The 11,389-nt window shown below is 68.8% G+C and carries 11 protein-coding genes; 7 read left to right on the plus strand and 4 right to left on the minus strand.

The features are described 5' to 3' along the window. Position 1: 1 nt before the first annotated feature. Positions 2-1,480, minus strand: a complete 1,479-nt coding sequence (locus AB0N81_RS24755; protein ID WP_365361843.1) for an aminotransferase class I/II-fold pyridoxal phosphate-dependent enzyme — start codon at positions 1,478-1,480, stop codon at positions 2-4. Positions 1,481-1,647: 167 nt separating this feature from the next. Continuing rightward, positions 1,648-2,403 carry a DUF5324 family protein gene (locus AB0N81_RS24760; protein ID WP_365362070.1) on the minus strand — a complete coding sequence of 252 codons (756 nt, stop codon included), beginning with the start codon at positions 2,401-2,403 and terminating at the stop codon, positions 1,648-1,650. Positions 2,404-2,671: 268 nt separating this feature from the next. Between AB0N81_RS24760 and AB0N81_RS24765 the strand changes: the two genes are divergently transcribed. Together AB0N81_RS24765 and AB0N81_RS24770 are read left to right on the plus strand one after the other, a co-directional pair. Continuing rightward, entirely contained in the window at positions 2,672-3,205 is a 534-nt protein-coding gene (locus tag AB0N81_RS24765; RefSeq protein WP_365361845.1) for a peptidylprolyl isomerase, read from the plus strand. Between the two features lie 134 nt (positions 3,206-3,339). Beyond that, on the plus strand, positions 3,340-4,236 hold the full coding sequence (locus tag AB0N81_RS24770) for a rhomboid family intramembrane serine protease (protein WP_365361847.1): 897 nt from the start codon (positions 3,340-3,342) through the stop codon (positions 4,234-4,236). A gap of 258 nt (positions 4,237-4,494) precedes the next feature. Here the strand turns inward: AB0N81_RS24770 and crgA are convergent, their stop codons facing one another. Then, a complete protein-coding gene (gene crgA / locus AB0N81_RS24775) occupies positions 4,495-4,749 on the minus strand; it encodes a cell division protein CrgA (RefSeq protein WP_365361849.1) in 255 nt (84 codons plus the stop codon). A 142-nt stretch (positions 4,750-4,891) separates the two neighbouring features. On the opposite strand from crgA, the gene AB0N81_RS24780 reads away from it, so the two are divergent. From AB0N81_RS24780 to AB0N81_RS24800, 5 genes are all read left to right on the plus strand, one after another. Further along, a complete protein-coding gene (locus AB0N81_RS24780) occupies positions 4,892-5,662 on the plus strand; it encodes a DUF881 domain-containing protein (RefSeq protein ID WP_365361851.1) in 771 nt (256 codons plus the stop codon). A gap of 46 nt (positions 5,663-5,708) precedes the next feature. After that, a complete protein-coding gene (locus tag AB0N81_RS24785; RefSeq protein WP_365362072.1) occupies positions 5,709-6,398 on the plus strand; it encodes a class E sortase in 690 nt (229 codons plus the stop codon). A 210-nt stretch (positions 6,399-6,608) separates the two neighbouring features. After that, on the plus strand, positions 6,609-7,271 hold the full coding sequence (locus AB0N81_RS24790; RefSeq protein WP_365361852.1) for an aminodeoxychorismate/anthranilate synthase component II: 663 nt from the start codon (positions 6,609-6,611) through the stop codon (positions 7,269-7,271). Then, positions 7,268-8,401, plus strand: a complete 1,134-nt coding sequence (locus tag AB0N81_RS24795; protein WP_365361854.1) for a class E sortase — start codon at positions 7,268-7,270, stop codon at positions 8,399-8,401. The genes AB0N81_RS24790 and AB0N81_RS24795 overlap by 4 nt, the downstream gene beginning before the upstream one ends. A 24-nt stretch (positions 8,402-8,425) precedes the next feature. Next, positions 8,426-9,178 (plus strand): class E sortase, encoded by a 753-nt coding sequence (locus AB0N81_RS24800; RefSeq protein WP_365361856.1) that lies wholly within the window; start codon positions 8,426-8,428, stop codon positions 9,176-9,178. Between the two features lie 133 nt (positions 9,179-9,311). Here the strand turns inward: AB0N81_RS24800 and pknB are convergent, their stop codons facing one another. Next, positions 9,312-11,363, minus strand: coding sequence for a Stk1 family PASTA domain-containing Ser/Thr kinase (pknB, locus tag AB0N81_RS24805; RefSeq protein WP_365361858.1), 2,052 nt, complete (start codon positions 11,361-11,363; stop codon positions 9,312-9,314). Between the last annotated feature and the right edge of the window lie 26 nt (positions 11,364-11,389).

The following is an 11,389-nucleotide window of genomic DNA, read 5'->3' on the forward strand; positions in this document are numbered from 1 at the left end:
GTCAGGCGCTGACGCGGACGGTGGTCAGCGAGCTGTCCGCGGCGTCGGGGAGGTTCATGCCGGCACGTACGCCTGAACGCAAATAGTTCAGGACGGGTTCCGTCAGGCGCTCGCCGGGCAGGACCACGGGAATGCCGGGCGGGTACGGGGTGATCATCTCCGCGGCGACGCGTCCCGCCGCCTCCTCCACGGGCACGTCCTCGAGGTGGGCGAAGTAGGCGTCACGCGGCAGCGACGCTTGCTCCATGCGCAGGTCGGCGGGGGTGGGCACGTCGACTCCCGGCACGTCGGCCAGGTCGGCGGAGTGCGCGGACAGATCACGCAGCGCGTCGATCAGGCGGCCGACGGTGGATTCGTCGTCGGCGTAGGTGAGCTGGGCGCTGAGCCGGCGGTGGTCGAAGAGGTGCATGTCGAGGTGGTGCCGGGTGCGCAGCCAGTCGGCCGCGCGGTATCCGGTGGTCCCCAGCGCGGAGATGTCGATCACGACGGGCAGCGGGTCGAGATCGGCCGCCCGCCCGGGCCCGCAGTAGTCCTCGGCGTCGTCGACGTGCAGGCCCTCGATGTCCCCGATCGCCGCACGGGTGCGAGCGGCCAGCTGGAGGGCGTCGCCGAGGAGCCGCTCCCCGTGCTGGACCATCTGTCGGCGCCAGCCGTCCAGTCCCGCGTAGAGCAGGACCGAAGGGCTGGTGGTGCCGAGCAGGTCGGCCCGGGAGGCGAGGGAGGCGGGGTCGATGAGGTCGCCCTGGAGGTGGAAGACCGAGCCCTGTTCGAGGCCGCTCCCCATCTTGTGGACGCTGGTCACGCAGATGTCCGCGCCGGCGTCCATCGCCCAGGTCGGCAGTTTGTCGTGGAAGGGCAGGTGGGCGCCCCAGGCCTCGTCGACGATCAGGGGCTTTCCGCGCCGGTGGCACACGTCGGCGATGCCGTTCAGGTCGGCGGCGGATCCGTAGGGCGTGGGGCTGGTGACCAGGGCGCCGTCGGCGTCGGGGTGGGCCTCGAAGGCCTCCTCGAACGACTCGGCCGTGGGTGGATGGGCGAGGTGACGTTCGGGGTCCCAGGCGGGGCTCACCCAGACCGGCTCGACGCCCGACAGGATCAGGCCCGCGATGACGGACTTGTGGGCGTCGCGTCCGACCAGGAGGCGGCGGTGCGGCGAAGTCACCGTCAGCATGGCCGCCTTGACCGACAGGGAGCTGCCGCATGTGGAGAAGAACGTGTGCTCGGCGTGCACCGCGTCCGCCATCAACTGCTGGGCGCGCTCCAGGATGTGCTGACGGCTGAGCCGGTCGTCGAGCCCGCCGCTGGCGAGTACGTCACCGTAGAACACGGCCTCCCCGAGCACCTTGGTGACCCGGGGGTCGGCGCCGCGGGCCTGCTTGTGGCCGGGCGGTGTGAAGGCGAGCTCGTCGGCTTCGTGGTACCGCTCCAGGGCCTCCAGTACGGGGGCTTCGTCGTGGTTCAAGCTTTCGTTCGCAGCCATGCCAGATGCAGTTCCCGTTCCGGCGTGCACCAACCCGGCGGGTGCGGGTGGCGCGGGGCGGAGTGGTTCGTTGTTTCACGTGAAACACCGCGGGGCGGGAGACCGGATGGTCCCCGCCCCACGGTGTCCTGCTGCGTGCGGGTCCGCTGTCTACGTACCGGCGTGTGTCAGTTCCGCTTGCCTTGGTCCTTGGCGTTCTTGGCCTCGGCCTCGGCTTCCGCTTCGGCCTGCTTGGCCTGGACCTCGGGGTCGAGGGCTGCTTGGCCACTGCCGTCGACGGAGGTCAGCGGCGTGCTGTCCCGGACCTCCGTGGCCGCGGGCGGCTCGACGAGCCAGTCCGGGTTGGCCTGCTTGTCCCACCACTTCCAGGCGGCGACCGCGCCGCCCGCGAGGATGCCGACCACGGCGAGGCGCTTGGCGAGCCGGCCGGCCCTGGCCCGGCGCTGGTGCTTGCGGGCCAGACGCTGGATCTCCTTCGCGGAGACCTGACCGCGCAGCGCGGCGAGCGCCGCCGTGCCACGGGACGTGGCCTCGTCGCGGACGGGCTGCGCGGCCGCGACCGCGTGCTCGATGCGGGGCCTGGAGTAGTCGGCGGCCTGACGGGCGGCCTTGCGGGTGCGGACGGCGGCTTCATGCGCGGCGTGGTCGACCTTCGGCGGCACATGGGTGCGGGCCTGCTCGACACGGGGGGCGACGTGGGCGCTGTACTGGACACGGGCTTGCACGGCGGCCTGCTGGGCGGCATCAGCAGCCTGCTGTGCGGCAAGCGACATCTTGGGCGCGAGCCGTACGCGCGCTTCGTGGGCGTAGTGGGTGGCCCGGTCCTTGGCCGTGTCGGCGTAAGGCGCCACCGCGTCCGCGGCGTGACGCACGCTGTCCTTGGCAGAGCCGGTCGCGGCGCGCACGCTGTCGATGCGGGTCACGGGATCCTCCTCCTCGGTGGCGTATACGTATGTCACCTTTCCACCCTTTCAACGATCATGCCTTTCGGAACGCTCCAAGGCATGCGAGGGCGGGCATCCGGGTCACAGGAGCTGACACCGGCCAGTCAATTCGATCCAATTGGTGCAAGAAGAGCTCTCGGCCGACAATGCCACGGATCGCTTCGACGCGCGCCCACTCGGTGGCTACTCGTCCCAATCCGGTCCGTGCGAGGATCGGGGTGTCACAGAAGACAACGGAAGGCAGATCGTGGCTGAGCAGCTTTACGCCACCCTGAAGACCAACCAGGGCGACATCGAGGTCCGGCTCCTGCCGAACCACGCGCCCAAGACGGTCAAGAACTTTGTTGAGCTCGCTCAGGGCGAGCGCGAGTGGGTTCACCCGCAGACCGGCAAGAAGACCACGGACCGGCTGTACGACGGAACGGTCTTCCACCGCGTGATCAGCGGTTTCATGATCCAGGGCGGTGACCCGCTGGGCAACGGCACGGGCGGCCCGGGCTACGAGTTCGAGGACGAGTTCCACCCCGACCTCGCCTTCGACAAGCCCTACCTCCTGGCGATGGCCAACGCCGGCCCGGGCACCAACGGCTCGCAGTTCTTCGTGACTGTCTCGCCGACGGCGTGGCTGACCCGCAAGCACACGATCTTCGGCGAGGTCGCCAACGACGCCGGTAAGAAGGTCGTGGACGCCATCGCGGCCGTGCAGACCAACCCGCGCACCGACCGCCCGGTCAACGACGTGGTCATCGAGTCCGTGGTCATCGAGACCCGCGACGCCTGATCCACGCGTACCGCGCGCACCGCGCGTATGCGCGAGGGAACCAAACCGCCCCGCCCGTCCGTAGAGGAAGGGCGGGGCGGCGCGTTGCCACGTGTGCCGTCACAGTGCCTTCGTACGGAGATTGAGGGGACCCCATGGACCAGGCGCCAGGCAGCCCGCAGGAGCCACAGGGCGCGTCGGGCCTCCCCGGCTGCTACCGGCATCCGGACCGTGAGACCGGTATCACCTGCACGCGCTGCGAGCGCCCCATCTGCCCCGAGTGCATGATCAGTGCCTCGGTCGGCTTCCAGTGCCCCGAGTGCGTCCGCGAGGGTTCGGGCACGGGCCACTCCCCGTCGGCGACCCAGCCGCGCACGGTCGCGGGCGGCGCGGTCACCGCCGACCCGCGCCTGGTGACCAAGGCCCTGGTCGGGCTGAACCTCGCCCTGTTCCTGGTGCAGCTGGTGGTGGGGGACCGCTTCACCGACCGGTTCGATCTGCTGGGGCGTGCCTTCGTCCCGGAGTTCGGCACGGTCGAGGGCGTCGCCGAGGGCCAGTGGTACCGCCTGGTGACGGCGATGTTCCTGCACAGCAGTTACATGCACATCGCCTTCAACATGCTCAGCCTGTGGTGGATCGGCGGCCCGCTCGAAGCCGCCCTCGGTCGCGTCCGCTACCTCGCGCTCTACGTCGCGTCGGGCCTCGCGGGCAGTGCGCTGACGTATCTCCTCGAGGAGCCGTTCAGGCCCTCGGTCGGGGCGTCCGGCGCCATCTTCGGTCTGTTCGGTGCGACCGCCATCCTGATGAGGCGCCTGAACTACGACATGCGGCCCGTGATCGCGCTGCTGGCGATCAACATGGTGATCACCTTCTGGTGGCCCAACATCGCCTGGCAGGCGCATGTCGGCGGGCTCGTCGGGGGCGTCATCGTCGGTTACGCGATGGTCCACGCGCCCCGCGAGCGACGGAACCTGATCCAGTACGGGAGCTGTGCGCTGGTGCTCGTCGCGACTGTGGTCATGGTCCTCGTACGGACCGCGGAGCTCACCTGACGTACCGGGTTGTCCACAGCGTGTGCCCGATCTTGTGCATGCTGTGGGGAACAACCGTGCCCCTTGTCGCTGACCTGGGTTTCCCCAGGAAGGACAAGGGGCGAGCGGCGCGGGGGACCCCGGTGGGTCAGTCACACCGGTGTCAACCGGCCGAGGGTTATCCACAGATCTTCAGTCTTTTTCCACGCATGTGGATAGCGCTGTGGATAACTCAGGGGAAGGCTTGCTTTCGGCTCGCTGCTTCCCCTGGCCGACCCGCTACTTCCACTGCGTGGAGACGCCGAATCCCGCCGCGATGAAGCCGAAGCCGACCACGATGTTCCAGTTGCCCAGCGGGTCGATCGGAAGCTTGCCGTCCGTGACATAGAAGACGACGATCCAGGCGAGTCCGATGAGGAACATCGCCAGCATCACCGGAGCCACCCAGCTGCGATTCGTCAGCTTGATGGTCGTCGCCTTCTTGGCGGGCGGCGTGTAGTCGTCAGCCTTCTTGCGGATACGTGACTTCGGCACGAGGGTCTCTCCTGTCGATGCGCTGCGTGGCCGCGCAGGTAACTGTGGTCTGGCGCCGGGCTGGGCACTGCGAGGAGCTGAAGCCTCCCCCGGGCGTCCGTTAGCGTAGTGCTTCCAAGGCGCTGAAGGAGATAAGGGTACGTTGAGCAATTCTGCCGACCCTCACAAAGGTGCCGGTCGTCGCCCCCGATGGCGTCCGGTTCGGGTGCTTACGGGTGCTGTATTCGCACTCGCCGGACTGCTCTTCTTCACCAGTTTCAACACGGCCAAGGGCACCAACATCCGTACCGATGCCTCCCTGCTGAAACTCTCCGACCTCATTCAGGAGCGCAGCCACAAGAACGGCAAGCTCGACGAGTCCAACGGCGCCCTGCGCGACGACGTCGAATCGCTCGCCCAGCGCGACGGCGGCGGCACCAAGGCGGACGACGCACGGCTCAAGGCGCTGGAGGAGAACGCCGGCACCAAGCAGCTCAGCGGAAAGGCGATCACGGTCACCCTCGCCGACGCCCCGCCCAACGCCACCGCCAAGCTCCCCGGCTACCCCGAGCCCCAGCCCAACGACCTGGTCATCCACCAGCAGGACCTGCAAGCCGTGGTCAACGCCCTCTGGCAGGGCGGCGCCGAGGGCATCAAGGTCATGGACCAGCGCCTGATCTCCACCAGCGCCGTGCGCTGCGTCGGCAACACCCTGATCCTCCAGGGCCGCGTCTACTCCCCGCCGTACAAGGTGACCGCGGTCGGCGACCCCGACAAGCTCAGGACCGCGCTCTCGGCGTCTCCCGAGATCCAGAACTACATGCTGTACGTCAACGCGTACGGACTCGGCTGGAAAGTGGACGACGACGGGGCGGTGACTCTTCCCGGCTACTCGGGCACAGTGGATCTCCACCACGCGAAGCCGGTGGAGTGACTGTGCAATGACCGTGGAGTAGCCGCCTCTGGGGGGTCCTGTGTCCGTGCGGGTGATGGTCAGGACGTTCAGCGAACTGTGCATCACCGTCGGCACGTTGATCGTGCTCTTTGTCGCGTACGTCCTGTTCTGGACCGGCGTGAAGGCCGACAACGCCATGGACAGCCAGATCGACAAGCTGCAGGACCGGTGGGCACAGGGCGCGGTCTCGGCGGGGACGGACGACGAGCCGGCCGAGACCTCGCCGCAGGCGCCCGCCCCCTACAAGGACGGCAAGGCCTTCGCCGTCATGTACATCCCGCGGTTCGGTTTCACGTGGAACAAGCCCGTGCTCCACGGCACCGGCACCGACGTCCTCAAGAAGGGCCTCGGCCATTACGCCTCCACCGCCCGGCTCGGCCAGAAGGGCAACTTCTCCGTGGCGGGCCACCGCCGCACCTACGGAGACCCCTTCAAGGACTTCCCGGAACTGCGCCCCGGCGACGCCGTCGTCCTGACCGACGGCGCGACCTGGTTCACGTACCGCATCGACAAAAAGCCCTACAAGACGCTCCCGAGCGACATCGACGTCATTGATCCGGTACCGCGCAAATCCGGTTATGACGGCCCGGGCCGTTACCTCACGCTTACGACCTGTGAACCAGAGTGGGGCCACAGTCACCGGCTGATCGCCTGGGCGCATCTGGACGCCACCCAGCCCGTGGAGGCCGGGAAACCTGAGGCACTGCGCCGTTAGTCTGGTGCGGTACGGCGAGTCAGGCCTGGCCGTACGTGACGGAAGGGACGGCATGTACGGCTGGATCTGGCGACATCTGCCGGGAAACGCATGGGTGAGGGCGCTGATTTCCCTGGTGCTCGTCTTCGCGGTGGTCTATCTGCTGTTCCAGTACGTCTTCCCGTGGGCCGAGCCTCTGCTGCCCTTCAACGACGTCACCGTGGACGGCCAGTGAGCACCGCAGGCGGCGCCCGCAGCCGCACCCGCGTCCTCGTCGTCGACAACTACGACAGCTTCGTCTTCAACCTCGTCCAGTACCTGTACCAGCTGGGTGCCGAGTGCGAGGTGCTGCGCAACGACGAGGTCGAGCTGCGGCACGCGCAGGACGGCTTCGACGGCGTTCTGCTGTCGCCGGGCCCCGGCACCCCGGAACAGGCGGGCGTCTGCGTCGAGATGGTGCGGCACTGCGCCGCCACCGGCGTGCCCGTGTTCGGCGTCTGCCTCGGCATGCAGTCGATGGCCGTGGCGTACGGCGGAGTGGTGGACCGCGCCCCGGAGCTCCTGCACGGCAAGACCTCGCTCGTCCGCCACGAGGGCAAGGGCGTCTTCGCGGGCCTGCCGTCCCCGTTCACCGCGACCCGCTATCACTCGCTGGCCGCCGAGCCCGCCACCGTCCCGGCGGAGCTGGAGGTCACCGCGCGTACGGAGGACGGCATCATCATGGGTCTGCGCCACCGTGAACACGCCGTCGAAGGCGTGCAGTTCCATCCGGAGTCGGTCCTCACCGAGCACGGCCACCTCATGCTCGCCAACTGGCTGGCGGAGTGCGGCGACACCGGAGCCGTCGGGCGATCGAGTGGGCTGGCCCCGGTGGTGGGCCGGGCCTCGGCGTGACGGCGTTGGGCCCCGAGCGCGGCTCTTCCGGAGACTCGTACGACCCTTCCGGAGAGTCGTACGACCCGCTGACGGGCCCGCTCCCGGGGCAGCACCCCTCTCCGTGGTTCCGCAGCGCGCCTGCGGAACCCTCGGCACCCCAGGGGGCGCAGCCTGAGCCTCGACCGGAGTCGGAGCCGGAGCCGGAGCCACAGCGTGAGCCCACGTACGAGGAGCTGTACGGCGCGTACGCCCCCGAGCGGCCCGCGCCCTCGTACGAGCCGGTCCAGGACGACGAGACGGTGGGGCTGCGGACCGCTGACACGCGGCGAATAGCTGCACCGGAGCCCGAGCGTCCCACGGAGGGCAGGGCCGCCCGCCGCAAGGCCGCCAAGAAGGGCGGTAAGCGCCCCGTGGAACCCCGCCAGGGCGCCCCCCTCTCCCGCCTCGAGGCCCGTCGTGCGGAGCGGGCCCGCAGGCCGTCGCCGGGAGCGGTGATCAGCCGGGGGCTCGGCGAAGTCTTCATCACCGTCGGCGTCCTGATGCTCCTGTTCGTCACGTACCAGCTGTGGTGGACGAACATCCGTGCCCAGCAGCAGGCGGACGGCGCCGCGCACGACCTCCAGGAGAGCTGGGCCAAGGGCAAGGGCAAGCCCGGCACCTTCGAGCCGGGCCAGGGCTTCGCGCTGCTGCATATTCCCCGCCTCGACGTCGTCGTGCCGGTCGCCGAGGGCATCGACAAGCAGAAGGTCCTCGACCGCGGCATGGTCGGGCACTACAACGAAGGTGCCACCAAGACCGCGATGCCGGACGCGAGGACGGGCAACTTCGCGGTCGCGGGCCACCGCAACACCCACGGCGAGCCGTTCCGCTACATCAACCGCCTGGAGCCGGGCGACCCCATCGTCGTGGAGACGCAGGACAAGTACTTCGTCTACAAGATGGCGAGCATCCTGCCGCAGACCGCGCCCAGCAACACGAGTGTGATCGGACCCGTACCGCCGGGTTCGGGCTTCACCAAACCCGGCCGGTACATCACACTGACCACCTGTACCCCGGAATTCACGAGTAAGTATCGAATGATCGTCTGGGGCAAGATGGTCGAGGAGCGACCGCGCGACAAGGGAAAACCGAGCGCGCTCGTGAACTAGAACGGTGAGAACGGGGCAGATCCAGTGGCAGCCACGACCGACGACGAGAAGCAGGCCGAGGAGCCCGCTGCCTCTCCCGCTCCCGCAGCACCACGGCGGCGCGGCCGCGGCCCCGTCGCCACGGTGGTCAGCGTCTTCGGTGAACTCCTCATCACCGCGGGCCTCGTGCTCGGCCTCTTCGTCGTCTACTCGCTGTGGTGGACGAACGTCATAGCGGACCGCGAGGCGCACAAGCAGGGCGACAAGGTGCGCGACCACTGGGCGGACGGCCGGGGCGGTCCGGGCGGCCTCGACACCAAGGGCGGCATCGGTTTCCTCCACGTACCCGCGATGGGCAACGGCGAGATCCTCGTCAAGGCGGGCACCAGCGGAAAGGTCCTCAACGACGGCGTCGCCGGCTACTACAAGGACCCGGTCAAGTCGGCCCTCCCCGAGGACAAGAAGGGCAACTTCTCGCTGGCCGCGCACCGCGACGGGCACGGGGCGAAGTTCCACAAGATCGACAAGATCAAGAAGGGCGACGCGATCGTCTACGAGTCCAGGGACAAGTGGTACGTCTACAAGGTGTACAAGTCGCTGCCCTCGACCTCGAAGTACAACGTGAAGGTCCTTGACCCCGTCCCGAAGGAATCCGGCGCGAAGAAGCCGGGCCGCTACATCACGCTGACGACGTGCACGCCCGTCTACACGTCGCGCTACCGGTACGTGGTGTGGGGCGAGCTGGAACGGATCGAGAAGGTCGACGACAAGCGGACGCCGCCGGCGGAGCTGAAGTAGTCCCACAGCCGAAGCCACACGCCGAGGCCACACGCCGAGGCCACACGCCGAAGCACTCACGCCGAAGCCACCACGCAGAAGCCCCGGTACCGCTGAGCGGTACCGGGGCTTCTGCGTGTGGGTCACTCGGGAATCAGTCCCGCCAGGGGTCGTCCCGGTTGCCGTGGTGGTCGCGGTCGTCGCGGTTGGCCATGCCGCCGATGATGCCGCCGAATCCGCCGTTCCCGCCGCCACCGTTGTTGCCGTTGTCTCCGCCGCCGCCCGCGGTGGTCAGGTTGACCGCGGTGCCGGGCTCCGCCTCCTGACCGGCGTTCGGCGTGGACAGGACCACGAGGGCGTCGTCGTCCTGCGGCCCTGTGATGGTGCCGACCGACAGACCCGCGTCCTCGATGGCCTTCCGGGCGTCCTTCAGCTTCTGGCCGGTGAGGGGCGGCACGGTGGTGGCCTCCTCGGCTTCCTTGGCCACCTGGACGTTGACCGTGGAGCCGGGGTCGGTGGGCGTGCCGGCGGTCGGCGTGGTCTTGATGACCTTGCCCTCGTCGACGTCCTCGCTGGCGACGTCCTGGCGGGCGGGAGTGAAGCCGCTGTCCGTGATCCGCTTCGCGGCGGCTTCGTAATCGAGGCCGACGACGTCAGGGACGGTCTCCTGCTTCTTCTCCTTGGCGACGGTGAGCGTGATGGTCTCGCTCTTCTCCGCCTTCGTGTCGCCCGCCGGGTCCTGGCTGATGACCTTGCCGGGGGTCCTGTCGGACTCCTCCGACGTCCTCTTGACGTTCGTGAAGCCCTTGTCGTTGAGCAGCTTCTCGGCCTCTTCGTAGCTGAGGCCCTGCACGTCAGGGACCATGATCTTCGGCGTGCCCGTCGAGACCGTCACCGTGATGGTGTCGCCCTTCTTGACGTCGGCGTTCACCCCGGGGTCCTGGGAGCAGACGTCACCCTTCGGGTACTTCGCGCACGCCTTGCGCTCACCGACCTCAAACTTCAGGCCGACGTTCGTGGCCGACCTCTTGGCCTCGGCCTCGGACTCGCCGACGAGCTTCGGGGCCGAGATCGTGCTGTCGCCCCCGCCGTCCCCGCCGAAGGTGTACTTCCCGATGAGGATCGCGCCCACCAGGACCAGGATGCCCGCGATGACGAGCAGCCACGTCGACGTGTTGTTCTTCTTCTGGCGGCGGCCGCGGCCCTCGTCGTAGCCGTAGCCCCCGTCGTCCGGGTTGACCGGCGGGAGCATGGACGTCTGGCCTCCGCCGTTCTGCGGGCGGAGCATCGCGGTCTGCTGGTCGGCTCCGTAGCCGTCGGTACCGCCGTAGCCGACCGCGCCCATGGCCGCCGTCGCCGCGACGGGCTGGCCGTCGAGGCAGGCCTCGATGTCGGCGCGCATGTCGTCGGCCGACTGGTAGCGGTAGTCAGGGTCCTTCGTGAGCGCCTTGAGGACGATCGCGTCCATCTCGGGCGTGATCTCGTTGTCGAAGACGCTGGGGGCCTGCGGCTCCTCGCGCACGTGCTGATAGGCCACCGCGACCGGGGAGTCGCCCACGAAGGGCGGCCGGACGGTGAGCAGCTCGTAGAGGAGGCAGCCGGTGGAGTAGAGGTCCGAGCGGGCGTCGACCTGCTCGCCCTTGGCCTGCTCCGGCGAGAGGTACTGCGCCGTGCCGATGACCGCGGAGGTCTGCGTCATCGTCATGCCGGAGTCGCCCATGGCGCGGGCGATGCCGAAGTCCATGACCTTGACCTGGCCGTTGCGCGTCAGCATGACGTTCGCGGGCTTGATGTCGCGGTGCACGATGCCGTTGCGGTGCGAGTACTCCAGGGCCTGGAGGATGCCGATCGTCATCTCCATGGCCCGCTCCGGCAGCAGCTTGCGGCCGGAGTGCAGCAGCTCGCGCAGTGTGGAACCGTCGACGTACTCCATCACGATGTACGGGATGGAGACCCCGTCCACGTAGTCCTCGCCGGTGTCGTAGACCGCGACGATCGCCGGGTGGTTCAGCGAGGCGGCCGACTGGGCCTCACGGCGGAACCGGGCCTGGAACGACGGGTCGCGGGCGAGGTCCACGCGCAGCGTCTTCACCGCCACGGTGCGACCGAGACGGGTGTCGTGCGCGAGGTAGACCTCCGCCATCCCGCCGCGGCCGAGCACCTGGCCCAGCTCGTACCGGCCGCCGAGGCGACGCGGCTCTTCCATAGCTATTCCAGCCCTCTCCGTCGGTC

Source organism: Streptomyces sp. NPDC093510 (genome assembly GCF_040683555.1).
Taxonomy (GTDB): domain Bacteria; phylum Actinomycetota; class Actinomycetes; order Streptomycetales; family Streptomycetaceae; genus Streptomyces.

Excerpts from the sequence above, each read along its gene's own strand:
- AB0N81_RS24755 (WP_365361843.1), bottom strand. The coding sequence starts at position 1,480 with ATGGCTGCGAACGAAAGCTTGAACCACGACGAAGCCCCCGTACTGGAG.
- AB0N81_RS24770 (WP_365361847.1), top strand. The coding sequence starts at position 3,340 with ATGGACCAGGCGCCAGGCAGCCCGCAGGAGCCACAGGGCGCGTCGGGC.
- pknB (WP_365361858.1), bottom strand. The coding sequence starts at position 11,363 with ATGGAAGAGCCGCGTCGCCTCGGCGGCCGGTACGAGCTGGGCCAGGTG.